Annotated in this window: 24 protein-coding genes; 18 read left to right on the forward strand and 6 right to left on the reverse strand. The window is 52.0% G+C overall.

The window, feature by feature from the left end; translation table 11 throughout:
• Positions 1–250: 250 nt before the first annotated feature.
• The 3 genes from EDM58_RS23285 (at position 251) to EDM58_RS23295 (ending at position 3,224) form a co-directional block, all read left to right on the forward strand.
• The gene (locus EDM58_RS23285; RefSeq protein ID WP_122915442.1) at positions 251–922 is read left to right on the forward strand and encodes a response regulator transcription factor; all 672 of its coding nucleotides are present in this window, start codon (positions 251–253) and stop codon (positions 920–922) included.
• Between the two features lies 1 nt (position 923).
• The gene (locus tag EDM58_RS23290; RefSeq protein WP_122915443.1) at positions 924–2,213 is read left to right on the forward strand and encodes a sensor histidine kinase; all 1,290 of its coding nucleotides are present in this window, start codon (positions 924–926) and stop codon (positions 2,211–2,213) included.
• A 105-nt stretch (positions 2,214–2,318) separates the two neighbouring features.
• Positions 2,319–3,224: a hypothetical protein gene (locus tag EDM58_RS23295; protein ID WP_122915444.1), complete on the forward strand. Its 906-nt coding sequence runs from the start codon at positions 2,319–2,321 to the stop codon at positions 3,222–3,224.
• Between the two features lie 47 nt (positions 3,225–3,271).
• On the opposite strand, the gene menC is transcribed toward EDM58_RS23295, so the two are convergent.
• Positions 3,272–4,420 (reverse strand): o-succinylbenzoate synthase, encoded by a 1,149-nt coding sequence (gene menC / locus EDM58_RS23300; protein WP_122915445.1) that lies wholly within the window; start codon positions 4,418–4,420, stop codon positions 3,272–3,274.
• A gap of 176 nt (positions 4,421–4,596) precedes the next feature.
• Here menC and EDM58_RS23305 point away from each other — a divergent pair, with 176 nt between their 5' ends.
• Positions 4,597–5,268, forward strand: a complete 672-nt coding sequence (locus EDM58_RS23305) for a LytTR family DNA-binding domain-containing protein (protein ID WP_122915446.1) — start codon at positions 4,597–4,599, stop codon at positions 5,266–5,268.
• Between the two features lie 143 nt (positions 5,269–5,411).
• Complete coding sequence (gene scpC / locus EDM58_RS23310; RefSeq protein WP_122915447.1) at positions 5,412–6,926, forward strand: succinyl-CoA:acetate CoA-transferase ScpC; 1,515 nt, start codon at positions 5,412–5,414, stop codon at positions 6,924–6,926.
• Between the two features lie 64 nt (positions 6,927–6,990).
• On the opposite strand, the gene EDM58_RS26445 is transcribed toward scpC, so the two are convergent.
• The 5 genes from EDM58_RS26445 to EDM58_RS23335 form a co-directional block, all read right to left on the reverse strand.
• Positions 6,991–7,140 (reverse strand): acyl-CoA thioester hydrolase/BAAT C-terminal domain-containing protein, encoded by a 150-nt coding sequence (locus EDM58_RS26445; RefSeq protein ID WP_122915448.1) that lies wholly within the window; start codon positions 7,138–7,140, stop codon positions 6,991–6,993.
• 76 nt (positions 7,141–7,216) lie between these two features.
• Positions 7,217–7,990, reverse strand: coding sequence for a pirin family protein (locus EDM58_RS23320; RefSeq protein ID WP_122915449.1), 774 nt, complete (start codon positions 7,988–7,990; stop codon positions 7,217–7,219).
• A gap of 45 nt (positions 7,991–8,035) precedes the next feature.
• Positions 8,036–8,422 carry a DoxX family protein gene (locus EDM58_RS23325; protein WP_023556793.1) on the reverse strand — a complete coding sequence of 129 codons (387 nt, stop codon included), beginning with the start codon at positions 8,420–8,422 and terminating at the stop codon, positions 8,036–8,038.
• Positions 8,423–8,498: 76 nt separating this feature from the next.
• Positions 8,499–9,125, reverse strand: a complete 627-nt coding sequence (locus EDM58_RS23330; protein WP_122915450.1) for an FMN-dependent NADH-azoreductase — start codon at positions 9,123–9,125, stop codon at positions 8,499–8,501.
• A 101-nt stretch (positions 9,126–9,226) separates the two neighbouring features.
• The gene (locus tag EDM58_RS23335) at positions 9,227–9,682 is read right to left on the reverse strand and encodes a MarR family winged helix-turn-helix transcriptional regulator (RefSeq protein WP_122915451.1); all 456 of its coding nucleotides are present in this window, start codon (positions 9,680–9,682) and stop codon (positions 9,227–9,229) included.
• A gap of 171 nt (positions 9,683–9,853) precedes the next feature.
• On the opposite strand from EDM58_RS23335, the gene EDM58_RS23340 reads away from it, so the two are divergent.
• The 13 genes from EDM58_RS23340 to surE all read left to right on the forward strand — a co-directional run bounded on the left by EDM58_RS23340 (position 9,854) and on the right by surE (position 22,349).
• Positions 9,854–10,780, forward strand: a complete 927-nt coding sequence (locus tag EDM58_RS23340) for a DMT family transporter (protein WP_122915452.1) — start codon at positions 9,854–9,856, stop codon at positions 10,778–10,780.
• Positions 10,781–10,893: 113 nt separating this feature from the next.
• Positions 10,894–11,994 (forward strand): carbohydrate kinase, encoded by a 1,101-nt coding sequence (locus EDM58_RS23345; protein ID WP_122915453.1) that lies wholly within the window; start codon positions 10,894–10,896, stop codon positions 11,992–11,994.
• 3 nt (positions 11,995–11,997) lie between these two features.
• Entirely contained in the window at positions 11,998–12,915 is a 918-nt protein-coding gene (locus EDM58_RS23350) for a pseudouridine-5'-phosphate glycosidase (RefSeq protein WP_122915454.1), read from the forward strand.
• A gap of 132 nt (positions 12,916–13,047) precedes the next feature.
• A complete protein-coding gene (locus EDM58_RS23355; RefSeq protein ID WP_122915455.1) occupies positions 13,048–14,250 on the forward strand; it encodes a macrolide family glycosyltransferase in 1,203 nt (400 codons plus the stop codon).
• A gap of 203 nt (positions 14,251–14,453) precedes the next feature.
• Positions 14,454–16,877: a heavy metal translocating P-type ATPase gene (locus EDM58_RS23360; protein WP_122915456.1), complete on the forward strand. Its 2,424-nt coding sequence runs from the start codon at positions 14,454–14,456 to the stop codon at positions 16,875–16,877.
• Between the two features lie 49 nt (positions 16,878–16,926).
• Positions 16,927–17,127 carry a copper ion binding protein gene (locus tag EDM58_RS23365; RefSeq protein ID WP_122915457.1) on the forward strand — a complete coding sequence of 67 codons (201 nt, stop codon included), beginning with the start codon at positions 16,927–16,929 and terminating at the stop codon, positions 17,125–17,127.
• A 140-nt stretch (positions 17,128–17,267) separates the two neighbouring features.
• Positions 17,268–17,717, forward strand: a complete 450-nt coding sequence (locus EDM58_RS23370; protein WP_122915458.1) for a hypothetical protein — start codon at positions 17,268–17,270, stop codon at positions 17,715–17,717.
• Positions 17,718–17,727: 10 nt separating this feature from the next.
• On the forward strand, positions 17,728–18,000 hold the full coding sequence (locus EDM58_RS23375; RefSeq protein WP_122915459.1) for a hypothetical protein: 273 nt from the start codon (positions 17,728–17,730) through the stop codon (positions 17,998–18,000).
• 9 nt (positions 18,001–18,009) lie between these two features.
• Entirely contained in the window at positions 18,010–19,245 is a 1,236-nt protein-coding gene (locus EDM58_RS23380; protein WP_122915470.1) for a glutathionylspermidine synthase family protein, read from the forward strand.
• A gap of 17 nt (positions 19,246–19,262) precedes the next feature.
• A complete protein-coding gene (locus EDM58_RS23385) occupies positions 19,263–19,700 on the forward strand; it encodes a DUF350 domain-containing protein (protein WP_122915460.1) in 438 nt (145 codons plus the stop codon).
• Positions 19,701–19,977: 277 nt separating this feature from the next.
• Positions 19,978–20,796, forward strand: coding sequence for a PHP domain-containing protein (locus tag EDM58_RS23390; RefSeq protein WP_122915461.1), 819 nt, complete (start codon positions 19,978–19,980; stop codon positions 20,794–20,796).
• A complete protein-coding gene (locus EDM58_RS23395; protein WP_122915462.1) occupies positions 20,772–21,551 on the forward strand; it encodes a sugar phosphate isomerase/epimerase family protein in 780 nt (259 codons plus the stop codon). Before EDM58_RS23390 ends, EDM58_RS23395 begins: the two co-directional genes overlap by 25 nt.
• A gap of 18 nt (positions 21,552–21,569) precedes the next feature.
• Positions 21,570–22,349, forward strand: coding sequence for a 5'/3'-nucleotidase SurE (gene surE / locus EDM58_RS23400; RefSeq protein WP_122915463.1), 780 nt, complete (start codon positions 21,570–21,572; stop codon positions 22,347–22,349).
• Positions 22,350–22,359: the final 10 nt, after the last annotated feature.

A 22,359-nucleotide genomic window follows, 5' to 3' on the forward strand; every position in this document is an offset into this window, starting at 1 on the left:
CCATAAAGCATTCATGCAGATCCAGTTTTGAAGGAATAAGGCAGATAAAAAGCTGTATTCACGATTACTCCAGCGAGTAATGGCGAATACAGCTTTTTCTTGTTTATCCCAACACCCAGGTGTCTTCAAATCTAAATCTAAAAAAATCATGCTCTAATAGAAACAGGAAGCAGGCTCCATAGGGGATGGCGGCTGTCTGTGGTATGCTGAATCTATCCATTTTCCTGATGATGAAAGAGGGAATCAAATTATGTGGGTTCTTGCAGTTGAAGACGATCAGGCACTCTTGTCGGCTGTAGAAGGAGTGCTGACCGATGAAGGGTACCAAGTAGATACAGCAGAGCGAGGCGACGACGGGCTCCTGCTCGCAGGTCGCGGGGTCTATGACCTGCTGGTTCTGGATATTATGCTGCCAGGAGTCGATGGCATTACGATGGTCAAAACATTGCGTTCCAAAGGTGTGACAACTCCCGTACTGTTCTTGACCGCAAAGGATAGCGTTAGGGCGAGAGTGGAAGGCTTGGATGCAGGAGCCGATGATTACCTGGTCAAGCCATTTGCCGTCGAGGAACTGACGGCGAGAGCCCGAGCGCTTCTGCGACGCAATGGCAAAACAGCTCCAGAAGGTGAGATGACGTACGGCCCCATCTCACTGCGGGTTCATGAATACGATGGTTTTGTTGACGATGAACCATTGAAGCTGACGATGAAGGAATTCGAACTGCTTAAATACTTTTTGCAAAACAAGGAACAAATTTTGACTCGCCAGCAGATTTTTGATCGGGTCTGGGGGATTCATTCCGATGCCAATTATGGTGTAGTTGATCTCTACGTCCATTATTTGCGCAAAAAGCTGGGAGCATGCGAACAGCTCATCCGGACTGTCCGCAATGTTGGCTACATTTTAAAAAAGGGAGATTGAGATGTTTCAAAAAACCCGGTTTCGCCTGGTGACGCTCAATGTCATCGTCGTATTTTTGTTGCTCAACGGCCTGGGCGGTGCCGTTTACCTGACGATGAAAGTTCGTCTCTATTCACAAGTGGATCAGGAACTGGAGAAAGTGGCGCAGCGTCTGATTCACGACCCGTTCCCCCGGTTGCAAGGGATGAACGAAGCGCCTTTCCCCTACAATCGCCAAGAGCGCAAGAAATTCGCTGATTTGGACCGCAGATACGTGCTGCTTGTCTGGGGGAAAGACGGCACATTCATCGGTAACGCGTTCGGAGAGAGAATGGACCCGGATGATTTTATCCAGTTTCAGCCGACGGGGATCGAAAACAAAATCGAGACGATGACAGTCAATCAGCATACATTTCGCGTTTACACCGTCACCGCTCCCAAAAGGACGCTGGTGGATAACCGGATGCAGGTATCCCGGCAGTTCCAGCTGATCTACGACCTCGCCCCGGAGCAAAACATGTTGAACAGCTTGCTGTACGTCGTACTGGTCGGCAATGTGATCAGTATTGTAATCGCGGTCTTGGCAGGCTGGTTCTTGGCAAAAAGGGCATTGGTGCCGATCCAGCAATCTTGGGAGAAGCAACAGCAGTTCATCGCCGATGCGTCCCATGAGCTGCGGACGCCATTGACAGCGATCCTGGTCAATCTGGAGCGGCTGTTCCGGCATCCGGAGCATACGATTGAGCAGGAAAGCGAAAAGATCATGATCGGCATGCAGGAAGCAAAGCGTCTGAGCCATCTCGTCTCCGACTTGCTGACTCTGGCCAGAAGCGATTCAAATGAATTGCAGATCATGAAGAAAAAATTTAATCTCGATGAAGTGGTGCAAACGTGCACACAGGTATTTACGCAAATGGCGATAGCCAAGGAAGTGAGCCTGGTGACCAAAATTGAAAAGCCATTGGAAATGGCAGGGGATGAGGAACGCATCCATCAATTGCTGGTAATATTGCTGGACAACGCGTTGAAATACACGCCGGAGAAGGGAAATATCTATGTCTCCTGCCAGCGGGACGGGCAGCGGATCGTCATCGTGGTTCAAGATACAGGCGTAGGCATCCCAAAAGAAGATATACCGTTCGTCTTTGACCGTTTCTATCGCGTGGACAAAATGCGCACCAAGGCGACAGAGGGGACCGGACTCGGCCTTTCCATTGCCAAATGGATCGTAGATGCCCACGAGGGAAAAATTCAGGTTAGCAGCGAAGAAGGGGAGGGAACCACCTTTTCTGTGTCATTGCCAGTGAAATAGGGAAGCCGATCTCGAATCAGGGATCGGCTTTATTTTACATACTTAACAAACTTAAATATATGTTATATTATAAAATAAAAGCATTTGGAAAAAGGAGGAATCCCCATGAGGAAGTTGGATGATTATCTGGAGCTTGGTGTCGTAGCGATGGCGAGGGCTGCTGAAGGCGGATGGTTTGGCGGTCACTACGGCGCTGCGCTGTTGGCAGGGTATTTTATGTCACGAGACTACGATTTGCCGGAGCACGTCACGGATGGGATTGAGCGAACTTGCGAATCCTTTCGCCTGTTGAAACCTGATTGGTTTATGCCTTTGGAAAACGAAGAGGAAGCAGACCCGGCCCTATTGGAAGCCGTCATTGCTGGTCTAGGCGAGAATGTGAAAAGGCTCAGTACCTCCGGACACGGACTTGCTTTGGGTGTATTGGCGCTCAGAGCGCTGCGAGAGCGTCCTGATTTGATACAACCGCGCATTATTGCCGGTCTGGTCACATTATTGAAGGCGACTGCGGTGGACCGCCCGAATCGCTACTGGGGTATTGCGGACTATGGCATGGTCACAGAAGAGGACATATCGGGAGTCCCGGCGTATCAGACGCCTGCATCGATGGCAAAGCATACGTTCGCGGAATTGCAGACGGTCATTCCCAATCGCGTGATTGAGGGACAGCGCTACTTTTTTGAAGGGGAAGTGACGCACAGCATCACACATGCAGACGCGTTGGTGAATCTGGATCGCTTCGGGTACGCGGATTTGACACAGGCAGGCATCCGCAACCATCGCGTGCAGATGTACTTGAATCGGCAGCGCCCGGATTTCGCCCTGGCTGACGAGGTAAAAGAACCGGCGTTCACATCCATATTCTCGCCTTTGTACTGGGAAAAAACCTATCGTGATCCTCACGCGTTGAAACTTCCCTACGCAGCACTTGCCCTGCTTCAGCAGCTTCCGGAAGAGGAGCGAGCAGAGGCGGAGAAAAACGTCTGCAAGATCCTCACTATAACGGAGTAAGAAATCAGGGAGACCAGCAGCATAGGTCTCCCTGTTTTTTGTTTGGATTACCAATTTGGAATCTGAGTCGTGGTCGATGCACGGTCGGCAAAATAGCTTTTATGCTCTACCAGGGAGCTGAGAATCGCGGCTTCATTGATCGAAAAGCCAATCCCTGGAGCAGTCGGCACACTCAGTACGCCAGGCTTGGCAAAATCAATCATTGGCGTGACAATATCTTCGACAAAGTATCGGTTGGATGGCGAGGTATCGCCCGGAATCGAGAAGTTGGCCAATGACGCAATTGCGATATTGTGCGCGCGGCCTATTCCTGCCTCAAGCATCCCGCCGCACCAGACAGGAACACCATGCGCTTGGCACAAGTCATGAATTCTCTTGGCTTCCGTCAGTCCGCCGACACGCCCGATTTTGATGTTGATGATTTTGCAGCTTCCAAGACCAATTGCTTTTCGCGCGTCTTCTACGGTATGGATGCTCTCATCGAGACAGATCGGCGTTTTCAACTCGCGCTGAAGAGCAGCGTGGTCGATGATGTCGTCATGGGCGAGAGGCTGTTCGATCATGATCAGGCCAAATTCGTCCAATTCCTTCAGCATTTCGAGATCGTTGAGAGTATAGGCGGAATTGGCATCTGCCATCAGCGGCACGTCCGGTCCGAATTTCTGCCGAATGGCGCGCATCGGCTCAACGTCGAAGCCAGGTTTGATTTTTACCTTGATCTTTTTGTAGCCATCGCGGATAAAGCCCTCGACGCGTTGAAGCAGCTTTTCAATCGTTGGCTCAATGCCGATGCTGACACCCACGTCAATCGAAGTGCGTGACCCGCCCAAGGCCTGCGAGAGGGAAAGCCCCTGCTTCTTGGCGTAGAGATCCCAGACAGCGCCTTCCAATGCTGCTTTTGCCATGTGATTGCGCCGCATCCAGGAAAAGATGCGGGACACTTCATCAGGATGCTCAATCTCGCGCGTGAACAACTGTGGAATCAAATATTTCTCCAGCATGTACCAGACGGTGTCCACATCTTCCTCGTTGTAGACGGGCACGTCCATCGCGACGCTTTCGCCAAAGCCGACATGAGCGCCGCTGTAAGCGCGGACGAGTATGCACTCTTTGTGCGTCTCCACGCCCATGCTGGTCTCAAAAGGGGTGCGCAACGGAATTTTGATGCGCTGCAGGTCGATCCGTTCCAGTTTCATGGTCAATCAGTCCTCCTTGACTCCATCACTTCATATACCAGCAATTGCCTTCATAATAGCACATGCATCACTTCAAATCGTTCAAAAAGTTGGTAAGACAAGGTTGCGCTGCAAAGGCAAAATTATGGTTAAATGAAAGAAGAAGCAAGAGAGAAAATAGGAGGAGAGGAATCATTATGGACAACACCTTGGTCCCAGAAGTGTTGCAAATGGTAGGTCAAGTGATTCCTGAAGGAGTATCCATCGCTATCTCGGACGGGAGCCAGTATGTCTACTACCAGCCGAGCGCAAGCATTGATCTGAAAATCGTACCGGGCGACCGGGTGCGCGAGGGATCAGCGACACATAAGGCGCTCGAGGTAAAAAGCAAAGTGGCTCATCACGTCGAAAGCCGCGTCTTTGGCGTTCCGTACTACGGGATCTCGCTGCCTGTGATCTCGCAGGGGCATGTGGAGGGATGCATTACTGCGATCTATGCCCCGAGTGCGATGCCGATCGCCCCACCCGGACCTCGCCTGTCCTTTTTGGTCGGAAGGGACGAGAACGGCTGGCTCCCGATCCCCGTCAATGAAATCATGTACATCAGCTCCAACGAAGGGAAAACACGGCTTCATACCGTGAATGGAGCCTATGTAAACAAATACAATATGGCTGAACTGGAGTGTATGCTGTCTCCAGGCCAGTTTGTTCGCTGTCACCGTTCTTATTTTGTCAACCTGGAAGCCATTCGCTTTATTCACCCGCATTTTCACTCCACGTTTATTTTGGAGATGAAGGACAAAGCCAAAAGCCGGGTCCCTGTTAGCCAGTCGTATGCCAGTTCCTTCCGTCAACTGCTCGGTTTTTAGGGGATTTTTGCTGTCGCATTCACCTGCAAATTTTCTCGTTTATAGCCGAATTTTCTGCTTCGCTTGAAATTGAGTGCCCGCTCAGTCAATCCTGTGCTAGCTTAGTAACAACAAGATATGTAGGAAAAAGGGGGATCTCAATCATGTGGGAGCGCTTACGTGATAAACGATTGGCAGATAAAATCGTCACGGCTGAAGAAGCGGCGAGTTGGATCGAAGATGGCATGACTCTTGGTTTGAGCGGATTTACACGTGCTGGAGATGCCAAGCAGGTCCCCATTGCTTTGGCTGAACGGGCAAAAAGAGAGAACAAACCTTTCGGGGTAAATGTATATACAGGAGCTTCTTTGGGAGCTAACGTTGATACGCTCATGGCGGAAGCAGGCATCGTCAAAAAACGTCTGCCTTTCCAAGCAGATGCTACCATGCGTAAAAAAATCAACGAGGGCAGCATCATGTTCGTCGACCAGCATCTTTCCCACACGGCTGAGATGGTTCGCTCCGGTGTTATGGGCGAGATTGATTACGCCATTGTGGAAGCGGTTGCAATCACGGAAGACGGTATGATTATTCCAACCACTTCTGTGGGAAACTCGAATATTTTTGTGGAAAAAGCAAAGCATGTCATCATCGAGCTGAATACCCAACTCCCGCTGGAGATGGAAGGCATCCATGATGTGTACACGCCTGCAGAGCAAGGTGAGCGCGGGCCGATTCCGCTCACTTCTGTGGAACAGCGCATCGGGACGATCGGAATTCCTGTCGATATCGAAAAGATTAAAGGGATTGTCGTATCTGAGCAGTTGGACTCTCCGTCTACAATTGTAGAACCGGATGAGGAAACGGCACAAATTGCAGCGCATCTGATTGAGTTTTTACGTCAGGAAGTAAAGGCGGGACGCTTGCCGAAAAATCTCGCACCGCTGCAATCCGGGATCGGTTCGGTAGCAAACGCTGTATTCAATGGATTTTTGGACTCTGAATTCACAGATTTGACCGTTTTCTCCGAGGTCTTGCAGGACGCGGTGTTCGACTTGCTGGATGCAGGCAAAATCGCCTTCGCCTCTGGATGTTCGATCACGCTGACAGAAGAGAAGATGAAGCAGGTGACAGAAAATTTCTCCAAGTATCGTGACAAGCTCTTGCTGCGTCCGCAGGAGATTACCAACCATCCGGAATTGATCCGCCGTCTCGGTCTGATCGCGATCAATACCGCTCTGGAAACCGATATTTACGGCAATGTGAACTCGACGAATGTCCTGGGCACGAAAATGATGAATGGAATCGGCGGTTCCGGCGATTTCGCCCGCAATTCCCGCCTCGGCATCTTTGTCACCAAGTCCATTGCCAAAGACGGCAAAATCTCCAGTATCGTTCCGTTCGTCTCCCATGTGGACCATACGGAGCATGATGTGGATGTCATCGTGACCGAGCAGGGGCTGGCAGATCTGCGTGGACTGGCGCCTCGCGAGCGGGCGCTCAAGATCATCGACAACTGCGCCCACCCGATGTACCGCGATCAGCTTCGCGCCTACTACGAGGAAGCGCTGACGCGCGGAGGGCATACGCCGCATGTATTGGAAAAGGCTTTCTCCATGCATACGCGTTTTGCTCAAGAAGGCACCATGCTGGAAAAACAGCCGGTACTGAGCCGCTAGAAAAACCCGCCAGTCATCGTAATGGATGCGCTGGCGGGTTTTTGCGTGGGAAGGACCATTCAGTTCAGCGTGAGAGCTGTTCCAAAAAAGCCAGGATGTGGTGCCAGGAGTCTTTTGCAGCATGGGCATTGTTTTTGGCCGTACCACCATTCATCCGTAGATTCGTTGTAGGGATGTAGGGGAAGCGAATCCCATGCCCGACGTACAAGGTCATCAGAAAAACAAATACGCCCTTAAGCCAAAAAGTCTGCTTAAGGGCGATCGTTTTACCGTTTGTTCACTACTTCTTCTTATTTACGATACAAGGTATACTCCACTTCGGCAGGGACCTGGACCAGTACGACACGCAGGGGACGGTCGTGATCAGCCTGATAGACGACGTTGTTGTCCGCTTCAGCGGTGGAGACGACGAAATCTCCTTTGGCGGCTGTCGCTGACTGAACCGCTTCAGCACCGGCTTCCCGTATCTGACCCGCGCCTTCCACCACTACAGCAGCATGCGCATATCCAGCTTGGAGCGGGCGTGAATAGGAGGACCCGGCCGGGATTGTGACGTCCCACATTTGTGCGTCCGTCACAAGCTGGATGGGAGCATCAGTCCCAATAATCCGTTTGACGGTCACGCCATCTACCACCTGGCTCGGAAACTCATCATGATCGAACTGGTTGTAGATAGGCGGCCTTTTCGTGGCCTGGGAGAGATGCGGCTCGAACCAGATCTGAAACATTTCAGTATCTGCGCCTAATTCCTCGGCGTGGTAGGCGCCGGAGCCGGTTTGCATGATCTGCGCCCCGCCTGTCGTCACCTTTTGCATGTTTCCCAAGGTATCTTTGTGACCCACAGTCCCGCTCAGGACATAAGACAAAATTTCAAAGCCGGAGTGAGGGTGGAACGGGATTTCAAAGGTCTTCAATGATTTCGCCCAAGCCCAGTAAAAGAGCGGGCCGACACGATCCACCACAGACCCTTCGCGAGGAAAGCCAATCGGTTTGTTTTCCACGATTTCACCGTCGCCAAAATGTCCTTTTGCTTGTTCGTTTTGTGTGTAGACGCGAATATCCATTAGCAAATTCCTCCTTCAAATTAGCCTGCGGCGTACGTGAAATGATTAAAACAAGACGTAAGCACCAGGTCCGATCAAGGCAACCCCGATCACGACGGCAATCAGTGTCAGGTTGAGCTCATAACCGTTCTGCGTAGCCCAATATCCATTTTGACCGTGAACCTTCAGAATAGCAACCAGCATGGTGAAGGCAATCAGAATAGCTCCAATCCAGGTTCCGACACCACTTGCAAACAACAATCCGCCGACCAGCTCGCCGAGTCCGGCCAAGAGGGCCATGAGGACACCAGGCTTCATCCCAAGCGATTCCATCCAGCCGCCTGTTCCTTTCAATCCATATCCCCCAAACCAGCCAAACAGTTTTTGAGTACCGTGCGCTGCCATCGACAACCCAATCACCAAACGAATGATAAGCAATCCAAGATCCATCATGTTTCATCTCTCCTTTAATTATTTTAAATTTGACTATCTCTAATTAGAGATAATTGTCCGAAAAGGCTGGCGGGCCTTAAAAGGACTCCGCCAGTTTTGCTGCTTTTACTACGCCTTCGTGCACGATTTCTTCTGCTTTGTCAGGGTATTGATTGTGGCCTTCTACGATGACTTCAGCAATGTCTTTGATTCCCCAGAAGCCGAGGAGGGTGTTTACGTAGCGGTTAGCTAATTCTACTGTATTCATTGGCGCTTCGGAGTATACGCCGCCACGAGCGCTCAACAGGGCAACCTTTTTGCCGCCGAGCAAACCTTCTGGACCATTAGCTGTATAACGGAATGTTTTGCCTGCTTGGGACAGGTAGTCAAAATACGTGTGCAGGACAGCAGGCACTGTGAAGTTCCACATAGGGAAGGCAATCACTACCTTGTCAGCTTCAATGAACTGGTTCAGGTATTTGTTTACCAGCTCAGCGCCTTTTTGTTCTTCAGCTGTCAATTCCATTCCTCTTCCTGCTTTGAACATAGCGGTCAGCAGGTCGTTTCCGTAGTAAGGAAGATTTTCAGCGAACAGGTCCAGTTCGACGACCTCGTCGTTCGGATGAGTTTCCTTATAGGAATCAGCGAAAGCATGGTACAGTTTCACACTGACTGCTTGCTCGATTGGACGATCGTTTGCTTTGATGAGAAGTACTTTGCTCATGGTTGTGTAAAATCCCCTTTCAAAATGTTAGCTACTAATATTAATTTTGTATATCTTGATTTTGAGATTATTACAGATTCGATCTTTTGTCAAGCGTAAAACTAAAATTGTTCTTGTGCAGCTCTTCCCAATTTCTTCAGCAAGGCGATGGCCTGTTGTTTTTCTTCAGGACTCAAGCCGCTGACAGCCTGTTCGACCGCTTTCGTATGATCAGGGAAAATTTCGCTCAAGAACTGATGGCCTTTTTCTGTCAGCTCGGCAAAAATCACACGGCGGTCTTCCGCACAGGGCTTGCGGACAAGCAGTTGTTTCTTCTCTAGTTTGTCCACTACATAGGTTATATTGCCGCTCGATATCAGGATCTTCTCACCAATTTGCTGAAGCGGCTGCGGTCCTTTATGAAAAAGCACTTCCAGAACCCCAAACTCGGTGGGATTCAATCCGTGGCGGCGAATATCCCGATTCGTGCAGGCTGTTACCCAGTTATAGGAACGGGAAAGAACAACGAACAGATCGAGGGAATCATTTCGAAGTGGCTGTGAGTTATTGTTGGACATTGCCAGCCCTCCTAGTCTACATGAGATGGAAATCTCTAATTTAAGATAATTTTAGTAAAAAGGTTCATGTTTGTCAAATCTGCGGGCCGTACAGGGCGATGTTTTCAACTTGTATCCTGCATCGGAATGGGATATATTCCATACAAGATGATGGATAGGGAGTTTTGAAATATGTCGGTGCGTGTGCGCGGTATGAGCATGGTGCTTGTGGCCGCCTTGTTGTGGGGTGTCTCGGGGACGGTCGCTCAGTCCTTGCTGCAGCATTATCTATTCACGACAGATTGGCTTGTCGCTGTTCGCTTGCTGTTGTCAGGCATTTTGCTGCTGGTCGTCTCTTTCTTCGGGGATAAGCGTCAGAATGTTTGGAGGATACTTCACTCACGAGCGGATTTCGGACGGCTGGTGGTCTTTGCGTTGCTCGGGCTGTTGGCTGTTCAGTATACGTATTTTGCTTCCATCGAGCTGGGCAATGCAGCGACGGCAACTCTATTGCAATATCTGGGGCCTGTCTTTCTGACGGGGTATCTCGTCCTGCGGAATCGACAGTTGCCCAGCCTGGCACAGGTGACAGCCCTGATACTTGCCTTGGTCGGCACCTTTTTGCTGCTCACCAATGGCAATCCCGGTCAGCTTTCCATCTCTACCGGAGCAGTCTTATGGGGATTGGCATCAGCGGTCGCGCTGGCTTTTTACACCCTGTATCCGAAAAAGCTGCTGGAGCGCTGGGGGGCCACTGTGGTGCTGGGGTGGGGGATGTTCATCGGAGGCATAGGGTTATGCATCCTGACGCAACCCTGGCAGGCGACAGGCCAAGTCTGGAGCATTCAGTCCGTATTGGGAGTGGGCTTTCTCATCGTTTTTGGAACGCTGATTGCCTTTTTCCTTTATTTGGACAGCATGCGTTTCATCCTGCCATCCGAGACAAGTATCCTGGCGTGCGCCGAACCGCTGTCTGCTGTGGTCGCGACAGTCGTCTGGCTGCATGTTCCTTTTGGCTTGTTTGAGTGGATCGGTGCAGGTTGTATCGTTGGAACGGTCATGGCGTTGGCAAAGCATAAAGAGAAAAAAGCGGAGGTTGTGAGCGGACAGCCTATGTAAAAACCTGGGGAACCGGGTTTTTCTTTTTCAAAAGCTTTAAAAACAATTGTTTGTATGATAAACTTTTGTTTGCAGGCAATAGAGGAAATCATAACACGGAAGGGAGGAAGACCGTGGACAAAGAAAAGCAGATTTTGCACCACATCCGGCACAATCCGTTTATCAGCCAACAGGAATTGGCTGACCTGATCGGCATATCCCGCTCTGCTGTAGCGGGCTACATCGCTCAATTGACGAGAAAGGGCGAGATCAAGGGGCGGGCCTATGTGTTGCGTGATGAAGGATTGATTACCTGCATCGGCGGAGCCAATCTGGACCGGAAAGCGCGAGGCAAGCAGCAAATCCGGCTGCATTCCTCCAACCCCGTGACGATCACGGAGTCGTGCGGGGGTGTCGCTCGCAATATCGCGGAAAATCTCGGAAGACTCGGCTGCCACACTTCCTTGGTCACTTGCATCGGAGAGGACAAGGAGGGGGAGTGGATCGTCCAGGAAACCAAAAAGCACGGCGTCGATCTCAGTCCGATTTGGCGGCTTCCCACCCAAAGGACGGGAACGTATACGGCTTTGTTGGATATCGATGGCGAGATGGTGGTCTCCCTCGCCAACATGGATATTTACGATGCGCTGACACCGGAGATGTTTGCGGAAAGATGGCCGCATATCGCAGCAGCCCACGCCGTTTTTCTCGATACGAATGTACCGGCGGATTGTCTGGCGTACATCATAGACCGTTGCCAGCAGGAGCAGATTTCGCTGTTTATCGATCCGGTCTCCTCAGCCAAAGCGCAAAAGCTGCCAGCCCGACTGGATGGTGTCGAAGCGATCCTGCCCAATCGCGAAGAGGCAGAATTGCTGGCAGGAATGGAGATTCGCTCCCTGGAAGACTGCGAGCGAGCATGTGGCATCATTCGGGAGCGTGGCGTAAAGCATGTGATCGTTACCATGGGAGAACAGGGCATTTACTGCCAATCAGAAGAAATATCGGAGCATGTGCTTCCGTATCCGACTGAAGTCGTGGATGTGACGGGAGCAGGCGATGCTTTCGTTGCGGGATTGCTGTACGGTGTTGTGAACGGAGAGCCGTTCCCCAAAGCTTTGCGTCTTGGACTGGCAGCCTCCGCACTCACGCTGCAGACGGAGCAATCCGTGGCCGCTGTACTCAAACCGGAACAATTGGAAGAGATCGTTGAACAATACGAAAAGGAGCGATAAGGAATGAAAGCTTACCTGAGTTATACAGACGAAGTGCGTAACGCGTTGGAGAACAACCTGCCGGTGGTGGCTTTGGAAACGACGATCATCTCCCATGGGATGCCGTATCCGCAAAACATCGAGATGGCGAAGGAAGTAGAGCAAATCATTCGGGACAACGGCGCTGTTCCCGCGACAAGCGGCATTATGAACGGTCAGATCAAAATCGGTCTGTCCGAGAGCGAATTGGAAGAGTTTGCAACCAATAAATCGGTGGAAAAAGTAAGCCGCCGCGACTTCCCGTACATTCTGGCCAGCGGAAAAATCGGTGCTACGACCGTTGCGGCTACGATGATTGCAGCCCAATTGGCAGGCATCCGCGTATTCGCCACCGGAGGGATCGGCGGTGTCCATCGCGAAGGGGAAGTGACTTGGGATGTATCGGCCGATTTGATGGAGCTGGCCGGAACCAACGTAGCGGTCGTCTGCGCAGGTGCCAAGTCGATTCTGGACCTGGGCCGCACGCTCGAATACCTGGAGACACACGGAGTGCCTGTAGTGGGATACCGTACCGATGAGTTCCCGTCCTTCTTCGCCCGCGAGAGCGGCTTCGGCGTAGACTTCCGTCTGGATACACCGGAACAAGTCGGGACATTGCTGGATACCAAATGGAAGCTGGGCCTGAACGGCGGTGTCGTGATCGCCAATCCTGTGCCGGAATCCGACGCGCTTGAGCATGACAAGATCGAAGCAGTCATCCAGCAAGCCTTGGAAGAGGCCAAGCAAAACAACATCGCAGGGAAAAAAGTAACACCATTTTTGCTCGACAAGGTCAAACAGCTGACAGCGGGCAAAAGCCTGCAAACCAATATTGCCCTGGTGCGGCACAATGCTGCGGTTGCCGCGCAAATCGCAGTGGCATACAACGCGAAAAGCAAGTAAGCATCGTTGGAGTCGAATGCTGTTCCTCAGTTACCGGAACAGCATTCGTTCTTTGCTGCCCTGTAATACGATTGTCTGTGGACAGAAGCATGGCAACAGTGAGAGAACGTTCTGAATGGAAGGGTGATGACGATGGCAAGAGTTTTGTTCATCAACGCAGGTTCCGAAGGACATGTCAATCCAACTCTAGGTGTGGTTCAAGAACTGATCCGTCGCGGCGAAGAGGTGGTTTACTTTGTTGCGGATCAGTATCGTGATCGCGTCGAGTCAACGGGCGCAGAGGTGATCACGTTTGATGTCAGCAAATTTATAGAGGCGTTCCTTGCCGGAGGAAGAAGCTTTTGGGGTCGAGTCGGGGGACTTCTGCGCACCGCCGATATCGTCATTCCCAGTGTCCTGGAGCAAACCAACGGAAAACGCTTTGATTACATGATTCATGACTCGATGTTTGGTTCTGGGCGTATGCTTGCACAAATACTCGACATGCCGGCAATCAGCTCGGTCAGCAGCTTTGCCATGAACCAAAACATTTTTGACAGTATGCGTGCCTCCCTCTCGCGTGATGTTCCAGCAGACGTAGATGAACGTGCCCAACAGGAGTTTCAACAGTTGGTTCGCAACGCAGAAGCGAAATATAACGTGAAAGCCGGCTCTCCCTACGAGATTTTCTGCAATCCCGCGCCAATGACCATCGTCTACACATCGAGACGTTTCCAACCCGATGGAGAAAGCTTCGACGAGACGTATAAGTTTGTGGGACCGTCTATCGTGCCGCGCTCACAGGGACAATTTGATTTCTCTCAAGTGGACACTGATCAATTGATTTACATATCACTAGGCACTGTTTTCAATCGGGCGGTGGATTTTTACAAGCTCTGTTTTGCAGCGTTCGCCGAAACGAAGTACACCGTGATGCTATCCATCGGCAACCAAACCCAGCTTCCGGAATTGGGAGACATTCCAGCGAATTTTATCGTTCGCAACTACGTGCCGCAACTCGAAGTGCTGCAACACGCCAAATTGTTTATCACACATGGCGGCATGAACAGCACCAGTGAAGGCCTTTATTACGGCGTTCCGTTGATCGTGCTTCCCCAAGGCTCCGACCAACCGATTGTGGCGCGACGAGTGGCTGAAATCGGTGCAGGCATCCAGCTCAATCCAGAAGGCCTAACCGCGGAAGCTCTTAGAGAGACGGCGGAACATGTGCTGAAGGATGCGTCCATACAAGCGGCATGCTTTGAAATTGGCGAATCGTTTCGGGCTGCGGGCGGGTATCAACGAGCCGTCGAGGAGATCTTCGCGTATAAGCGACATCTAGGCATCACTCATTAATCGTTGAGAATGGCAACAGCTTGGCTAACCAAGTTGTTGTCATTTTTTATTCCCAAGAAATAGACGGCTGAAATTTTTTAAAAAAACCTCTTGATATACCTAAGGGGGGTATAGTAAAATGAGCTCATGATAAGCAATCAGCTTTCGGGGAACAATAACTGAAAACATACCCCTATAGGGTATGAGTGATGGGGGAATACCTGATGAGTGCAAAAACTGCAGAAGCAACCCTTCCCATAGCGGGAATGACATGTGCCGCATGCGCTCTTCGTATCGAGAAAGGATTAAAGAAACTGGACGGCGTCGAAACGGCCAACGTGAATCTGGCGCTGGAGAAATCATCAGTGGTCTTCGATCCGACGAAAACCAGCGTAGATGAGATTCGCGGGAAGATTGAATCGCTGGGCTACTCGGTCGCAGCGGATAAAGTGGAGCTGTCGATCACGGGAATGACCTGCGCCGCCTGCGCGACCCGAATCGAAAAAGGGCTGAACAAATTGCCGGGCGTGCTGAAAGCCAACGTGAACCTCGCCTTGGAGACCGCCTCGGTCGAGTATGACAGCAGCCATGTCGGAGTATCTGACCTGATCCGTCAAGTAGAGAAACTGGGCTACCAGGCTGCACGGCGGGATGAAGGGGACTCGGGGGCCGAGCAGGATCGGCGGACGATCGAGATCAAGCGGCAGACGAGGAAGTTCTGGATCTCGGCGGTCTTGTCCCTGCCTCTTCTGTGGTCGATGGTTTCTCACTTTTCCTTCACGTCGTTCATCTGGCTGCCCGAGATTCTGATGAATCCCTGGGTGCAGCTCGCTTTGGCGACACCAGTCCAGTTCGTGATTGGCGCACAGTTTTACATCGGCGCGTACAAAGCGCTGCGCAACAAGAGTGCCAACATGGACGTTCTGGTCGCGCTTGGCACCTCTGCGGCCTATTTCTACAGCTTGTATGTGACAGTCAGCTCGATCGGTTCTCACATGCAGATGCTGGATCTCTACTTCGAGACGAGTGCCGTGCTGATCACCCTGATTCTGCTGGGGAAATTATTTGAGGCCAGAGCCAAGGGGCGCTCCTCGGAAGCGATTCGCAAGCTGATGGGACTGCAAGCCAAGACTGCCTCCGTCATCCGCGACGGTGTGGAGATCGTCATTCCCGTCGAGGAAGTAAGACCTGGTGATCTGGTGCAGGTCAAACCTGGAGAAAAGGTCCCGGTCGATGGCGTGGTACTGGAAGGGCAGTCCGCTGTTGATGAATCGATGTTGACGGGAGAAAGCATCCCGGTCGACAAAGCGGCTGGCGACAACGTGATTGGAGCCACGATCAACAAGAACGGCGTCTTGAAAATCAAGGCGACGAAGGTAGGCAAGGAGACGGCTTTGGCGCAGATCATCCGTGTAGTGGAGGAGGCGCAGGGCTCGAAAGCGCCGATCCAGCGCATGGCCGACAGTATTTCCGGCATTTTCGTTCCCATTGTGGTCGGGATCGCAGTTTTGACGTTTCTCATCTGGTTCCTGCTGGTCATTCCCGGTAATTTCCCGGAAGCGCTGGAAAAAGCGATTGCCGTCCTCGTCATTGCTTGCCCGTGTGCACTTGGGCTGGCGACACCTACCTCGATCATGGCAGGCTCAGGACGTGCAGCGGAATTGGGCATCCTGTTTAAAGGCGGCGAGCATTTGGAGACGGCCCATCATCTGGATACGATTGTTTTGGATAAGACGGGTACCGTCACCAAGGGCGAGCCGGAGTTGACCGATGTTCTTCCTTACGCAGGCTTCTCGAAACAGATGTTTTTGGAGCTTGTCGGGGCAGCCGAGAGGAATTCGGAGCATCCCCTGGCTCAAGCAATCGTAAAAGGAATTACGGAGCAAGAAGGCGTGGCGCTGGAGAACACGACCTCCTTTGAAGCCATTCCTGGCTATGGAATCCGCGCTGTCGTAAAGGGGCATGAAGTGCTGGTCGGCACTCGCCGCCTGATGGAACGCGATCAGATTTCCTTCGAACCCGTGGCGGAGCAAATGCTGTCTTTGGAAAAGGCGGGCAAAACCGCAATGCTGGCCGCGGTAGACGGTCAACTGGCCGGATTGATTGCCGTGGCGGATACCATCAAGCCAAGCTCGCGCAAAGCCATCGAGCGCTTGAAAGAGATGGGCATGACCGTCATCATGATGACGGGTGACAATCGTCAGACGGCAGAAGCGATCGCTCGCGAGGCAGGAATCGATCATGTAATCGCCGAAGTGCTGCCTGAAGGAAAGGCGACGGAAGTAAAAAAATTGCAGGAGCAAGGAAAAAAAGTGGCGATGGTCGGGGATGGGATCAACGATGCGCCTGCTCTGGCTACAGCCGATATCGGGATGGCGATCGGGACAGGAACCGATGTGGCGATGGAAGCTGCCGATATTACCCTGATGCGCGGCGAACTGACCAGCGTAGCCGACGCCATCGTGATGAGCAAGCGAACCATCCGCAACATCAAGCAAAACCTGTTCTGGGCATTGGCATACAATACCCTGGGCATCCCCGTGGCGGCTATTGGCTTCCTCGCTCCTTGGCTGGCAGGTGCGGCGATGGCGTTCAGTTCCGTGTCCGTCGTTCTCAACGCCCTGCGTCTGCAACGTGTGAAGCTGTAACTCTGTTACCCAAACATCAACATATACAAAAAATGAGGAGAGATGAAAAATGAAAACCATTACCCTGAATGTAGAAGGAATGTCCTGCAACCACTGCGTCATGACAATCGAGAAAACCTTGAAGGACCTCGGCGCCAGCGGAAAAGTAGACCTGGCTGGCCATAAAGTAGAGGTTTCCTACGAAGAAGGCGCTGTATCGCTGGATCAAATCAAGGAAGCGATTGAAGACCAAGGGTACGATGTAAAGTAAGATGATGCAAAAAAATGCTCCAGTCCGATGACAAATGTCGGGCTGGGGCATTTTTTAGTAGGCCAAATGTAGGAGAATCCAAACATTTCTTGATACGTATATTTGATTGTTCGATAAACTAGTAGATTGAGGTGAGACATTTGGCTCGATTGGAGTATCGGCTTCTGGATGAAGCAAAAGGGTATCCGTTGTTGTTTTATTATGACCCCATCGACAAGGACGAGATCTCCTTGCGCTTCGCCTGTGATTATCTCGTCAAAGGGCATGTCGTCTATGAAAAGACATCCTGTGCGATTGAGCCCGGGTGCTATGTCATTTACGTCAAACATTCGACGGAAGAACAGGCTGTTGATTACACGCACACAGCGGTGCGGCGATGGGACAGCATCCAGATGGAGCTGCGGGAGTTCTCAGCGGAAGCAACCGTATATCCGTTGGTACATACGTACTATTTTAAGGATGATGACGATGCCTTGTTGCATCTGCAAAGCGATTACCTGATTCACCAGGGGCGCGAATGGGAGAAGACATCTACAGAAGTAGATGAAGATCGTCACCTGTACATTTACTATGCACAGTTGGCGGAGTAGGAGGATAAACATGGCGCAAAACAAGACGGCCAGAATGGTTGGCCTATTCATGGCCGCTGCCTTGACCATCAGCGGCTGCTCGTCGGATGACGACGATTGCTACGATTCAAACAACGACGGCTATTGCGATGATGGCGGCAGTTCCGGAGGAAGCTCCACCTACATCCATTCCGGCGGGAACAAGTACAAGAGCAGTTCCACAGGAGTCAGCAGTGGTTCCTCGTATGTCTCCAGCGGTTCCAAGGGAGGCATCGGCAGCTCCGGGTACTCGAGTTCGGGGTGAGTGATGAACATGACTGAACAAGATCGTCGCGAACAGCTATATGGTTCCTTGAGGAAAGAAGGAGTCTTTACCTGGGACCAGATGTACGGGGAAGAATACGCATTGGCCGATATTTTGGACATCACGGCGGAGTTTCGAGAGGAAATGCTGGAGGCGACCCGCAGGCTTGGACGGATTTTTGCCCGAGTAGTCCCCATCCTGCAACAGGCGGAAGATTCCCTTTTGCGCGAATTGGGAGTGCCTGATCAAGCGCTGGATGCCGTACGTCTCGCAACAGCTCAGGCGCCGCCAACCACGGTAGGCCGCTTTGACTTTGCTCAGACGGCAGATGGCTTGAAGATGCTGGAATACAACAGCGATACACCGACGGGAATCGTCGAGGCTTTTTATGTTAATGGCCGCGCTTGCCGCTTCTTTGGCCGCAGGGACCCGAATGCAGGAATGGAGGGGCAGATTGCGGCTGCTTTTGCACGCATGCTGGACGTCTATCGACAACAGGGCTATGAGACAGAGCATATCTGGTTCAGCTCCCTGGACTGGCACGAGGAAGACCGGGGCACGACGCTTTACCTGATGAGGCAGTCGGGTCTTGCCGGACGCTTTGCTCCGCTGGAGAAGCTGCGCGTCTGGGAGGATCGGCTCTATGTTGAGAACGGGGAGGAAGTGCTGCCTGTCCATGTGCTGTATCGGCTTCATGCTTTGGAAAAGCTGGCCGGTGAAACAGACGAGGACGGCTATCCGACTGGCGCCCATGTGCTGCGTCTGATCGCGGAGCGGAAACTGGCTATTATCAATCCTCCTTCCGCTTTTTTGACGCAGACAAAAGCATTGCAGACCCTGATTTGGAGCTTGCATGAGGCGGGGGAGTTTTTTACCGCAGGTGAACAGGAAAGCATTGCTAGGCATATGCTGCCGACCTATTTTGAGAATCGCTTCGCGGGCTCTACCGGCTATGTCACCAAGCCTATTTTTGGCCGGGAAGGGGGCGGCGTGATGCTTTTTGATGCAGACGGTTCTGTACGGGAAAAGGACCAGGAAGCCTTTTACTGGGATCAGCCTATGATCTATCAAAAACGGGTGGAGCTTCCTGCGATTACAGTAAAGACGATGAACGGCGACTATGCCGGACGCCTGCTCTGGGGATCCTTTCTGGTCGGAGGAGAGGCTTCGGCGCTCGTGGCCAGAGTCGGCGGGCCGATCACGGACAATCTGTCTTATTATTTGCCAGTAGGGCTGCAAGGATAGCGAAAGGAGACAAGTGAATGGAAACACAATGGGATTATCTCTTGAATTTTCTCACATACCTGGGGGTGACGGTTCCGATTCTGGGTGTGGGCATTCTCGTTTTTGCCTTTACCACACCCTATAAGGAATTTCAATTGATCAAGGAAGGCGCGCAGACCGAGGAGCCGCAAAAGGTGGCAGCGGCAAAGGCGGCGGCTCACGATCTGGGTGGGAAAATCATCGGTTTGGCGATTGTGCTCGCCTCTGCGGTTTATCACGCGGTCAACCTGCTGGATCTGGTCATTTGGGGCGTCGTCGGAATGGTGTTTCAAGTGCTGGTATTTTATTTGTTTGAATGGGTCACTCCGTTTAAAGTCGTCTCGGAGATTCCAAAAGGCAATGTATCCGTCGGTATTTTTGCCTCGCGTTTGAGCATTGCGGCCGGATTGCTGATGGCAGCACTCATTAGCTACTAATACGAAAAATCGGAAAGACAACCGTCAAGCGCTGAGCTTGGCGGTTTTTTCTGTTCGCTGACCGGGAGCGGGAATGGAAGAGTGAAATTGTAAAGACTTTGCAAATCCTTTACAAGGCGTTAACATTCCGGCTCACCCGTCCGCTTGGACCCGGGAAAAAAGGCCGCCGGGCTTTCATCAAACCTTGTTTCCCCCTTCACATGCCGTTAAAACTCCCATTCTACAATGAAGGTAATCAATCAAGACGACGGTGGGAAAAGGGAGGACTTGGAGAAGAATGGATCTGCATATGCACACCACCGCTTCTGACGGAAAATTGACCCCGCGCGAGCTTTTGCTCGAAGCAAAGGCGAGGGGAGTAGAATACCTGGCGATCACGGACCACGATACGGTAGACGGCTATCTGCAGGCGCGGGAAGAGGCCAAAAGACTGGACCTGCACCTGATTCCGGGGATTGAGTGGAATACCGAAGGGCCCGAGGGAGAGCTGCACATCCTCGGCTACGGTATCGACATCGCTGATCCGCGTTTGCTCCACCTGATGGACAAGCGGCAGCAAGAGCGGATCGAATGGATTGGCGAGATCGTGGAGCGCTGCAATCGGCTTGGTTTGGAGATTACTCAGGAAGAATGTCTGGCTCGGGCCCAAGGCAGCGTGATCGTCCGTACCCATGTCGCCGAAGCCTTGGTCGAACGCGGTTATGGACGTTCCCCCCAGGCCATGTTCGATGCTTATCTGCGAAAAGGTTCCCCTGCCTATGTGCCGAGACCTTCCTTTTCTGCACGTGAGGCGATCGAATCCACGCATGAGGTCGGGGGGATTGCGATCCTGGCTCACCCGGGCATTTATCCGTTCGAGGTGCAGCTAGGCAATCTGCTGGACTATGGAATTGACGGCATTGAAGTGTACTATCCGCGCCATTCCTTGGCGGAGATGGCGTATTGGGAGCGCGAGGCCAAAAAGCATTATTTGGTCCGATCCGGCGGGAGCGACTTTCACGGTCATGGCACGCGCAACCCGAGTCCGATCGGGAGTGTGCCGATACCTGCAGACGCAAGGGAGTGGTGGACATGTTGTTTGTTTCGTCAACTTTGATGTGGGCGTATCCCGTCGAAGCGGCGATTTTGATTGGTCGCCAGTACGGTTTTGCCGGAATGGAGGTATGGGCGGAGCACGTCTGGTTCCACCGCAGCAGCCCATTGGAGATTCGGGATGCCGCCAAGCGGACGGGATGCAAGATGACTTTGCACGCCGCCAGTTGGGACTTGAATCTATGCTCGCTGAATCAGGGAATTCGCGAGCAATCGATCCAGGAGGTAAGGCGCTCGCTGGATTTGGCGAAAGAGATCGGCGCAGCAAGTGTCACGATCCATCCGGGGCGGGTCACTCTGTCGGCCAAGACCAGAGGCTGGCATGAACCCATCCTGATCGAAAGTCTCAACAGGCTCGCTCGCGAAGCGATGGACAGAGGCTTGACGCTCTCCATCGAACATATCGAACCGCTTCCCAAGGAACTGGTGGTCACACCGGAAGAGCTGAATCGTTTGCGGGCTGCCCTGGATTATCCGACAACAGCCACGTTCGATATTGCGCACGTCCCGCTGAACCGTTCTCTGACGCAATTTTACCATAAGTTGGAAAATATTGACAAAATCCATATCAGCGATGCCACCGCCGAAAAGCTGCATGTGCCGCTTGGAACCGGGAGCATCGACCTGGAGGCAATCTGGCCGCTTATTTGGGAAAAAGAAAGACCCATCATCCTGGAAGGCTGGGATGATTCCCGCGAGCTTTCCGTACTTAAGCAAAATCTGTTGTATCTCGAACAAAGCCATTGTGTCTCTTTTTGAATAGGAGGAATCACTGTTTTGAACATTCTCATCACCAACGACGACGGCATTTTCTCCAATGGCGTGCTTTGTCTGGCACAGGCACTCCAGTCGTTCGGAAATGTATCGATCGTCTGTCCCGATCAGGAAAGAAGCGCGATCAGCCATGCCATCACCCTCAAATCGCCGGTGAAGGCGAATAAAGTGAACTTTTTCGATACGTCTCTGGAAGCCTGGGCGGTCAATGGCACCCCTGCCGACTGCGTCAAGATGGCGCTCGAAGTCATTCTCAAGGAGAAGCCGGACGTGATCGTGTCGGGGATCAATCGCGGTCCCAATCTGGGGCGGGATGTGTTCTACTCCGGAACGATCTCGGCAGCCATTGAAGGAGCGATGTACCAGATTCCATCTATCGCCGTCTCGCTCGCTACCTTGAAGCCCAACGCTTCCTACAACCTGGTGGAATCCCTGGCGTACGACGTGTTTGAAACCTTGTTTCGCCACAAGCTCAGCGCCGACACCGTACTAAATATCAATCTGCCTTATCTGTCCAAAGAGATGGTCAAGGGAGTCGCTGTCACTCCTCTTGCCATGGACGTTCTGCGCTATCAGTACGTCGGTTTGAACGATCCGCAGGGGTATTTGTGCTATTGGCTCTCCGACACGCTGGGAGAGATTCATTTGGAAGAGGAAGAGTCGGATTATTACAAATTGCGGGATGGCTATATTACGATCACTCCTTTGCAGTTGAACATGACGAATATCGCGATGAAAAGCAAAATCAGCAAGTGGTTTCAATCGACTGTGCAACGCTCATAAACGCCCTAAA

The sequence above is a fragment of the Brevibacillus panacihumi genome, assembly GCF_003710985.1.
In the GTDB taxonomy this organism is placed as follows: domain Bacteria; phylum Bacillota; class Bacilli; order Brevibacillales; family Brevibacillaceae; genus Brevibacillus; species Brevibacillus panacihumi.

Coding starts and splice junctions, on each gene's coding strand:
- EDM58_RS23340 (WP_122915452.1), top strand. CDS start 9,854: ATGTCGGTGCGTGTGCGCGGTATGAGCATGGTGCTTGTGGCCGCCTTG.
- EDM58_RS26445 (WP_122915448.1), bottom strand. CDS start 7,140: ATGACCTTGTACGTCGGGCATGGGATTCGCTTCCCCTACATCCCTACA.
- EDM58_RS23295 (WP_122915444.1), top strand. CDS start 2,319: ATGAGGAAGTTGGATGATTATCTGGAGCTTGGTGTCGTAGCGATGGCG.
- EDM58_RS23350 (WP_122915454.1), top strand. CDS start 11,998: ATGAAAGCTTACCTGAGTTATACAGACGAAGTGCGTAACGCGTTGGAG.
- EDM58_RS23330 (WP_122915450.1), bottom strand. CDS start 9,125: ATGAGCAAAGTACTTCTCATCAAAGCAAACGATCGTCCAATCGAGCAA.
- EDM58_RS23285 (WP_122915442.1), top strand. CDS start 251: ATGTGGGTTCTTGCAGTTGAAGACGATCAGGCACTCTTGTCGGCTGTA.
- EDM58_RS23390 (WP_122915461.1), top strand. CDS start 19,978: ATGGATCTGCATATGCACACCACCGCTTCTGACGGAAAATTGACCCCG.
- EDM58_RS23325 (WP_023556793.1), bottom strand. CDS start 8,422: ATGATGGATCTTGGATTGCTTATCATTCGTTTGGTGATTGGGTTGTCG.
- EDM58_RS23385 (WP_122915460.1), top strand. CDS start 19,263: ATGGAAACACAATGGGATTATCTCTTGAATTTTCTCACATACCTGGGG.
- EDM58_RS23360 (WP_122915456.1), top strand. CDS start 14,454: ATGAGTGCAAAAACTGCAGAAGCAACCCTTCCCATAGCGGGAATGACA.
- EDM58_RS23290 (WP_122915443.1), top strand. CDS start 924: ATGTTTCAAAAAACCCGGTTTCGCCTGGTGACGCTCAATGTCATCGTC.
- EDM58_RS23355 (WP_122915455.1), top strand. CDS start 13,048: ATGGCAAGAGTTTTGTTCATCAACGCAGGTTCCGAAGGACATGTCAAT.
- scpC (WP_122915447.1), top strand. CDS start 5,412: ATGTGGGAGCGCTTACGTGATAAACGATTGGCAGATAAAATCGTCACG.
- EDM58_RS23380 (WP_122915470.1), top strand. CDS start 18,010: ATGACTGAACAAGATCGTCGCGAACAGCTATATGGTTCCTTGAGGAAA.
- menC (WP_122915445.1), bottom strand. CDS start 4,420: ATGAAACTGGAACGGATCGACCTGCAGCGCATCAAAATTCCGTTGCGC.
- EDM58_RS23335 (WP_122915451.1), bottom strand. CDS start 9,682: ATGTCCAACAATAACTCACAGCCACTTCGAAATGATTCCCTCGATCTG.
- EDM58_RS23365 (WP_122915457.1), top strand. CDS start 16,927: ATGAAAACCATTACCCTGAATGTAGAAGGAATGTCCTGCAACCACTGC.
- EDM58_RS23320 (WP_122915449.1), bottom strand. CDS start 7,990: ATGGATATTCGCGTCTACACACAAAACGAACAAGCAAAAGGACATTTT.
- EDM58_RS23375 (WP_122915459.1), top strand. CDS start 17,728: ATGGCGCAAAACAAGACGGCCAGAATGGTTGGCCTATTCATGGCCGCT.
- EDM58_RS23395 (WP_122915462.1), top strand. CDS start 20,772: ATGTTGTTTGTTTCGTCAACTTTGATGTGGGCGTATCCCGTCGAAGCG.
- EDM58_RS23305 (WP_122915446.1), top strand. CDS start 4,597: ATGGACAACACCTTGGTCCCAGAAGTGTTGCAAATGGTAGGTCAAGTG.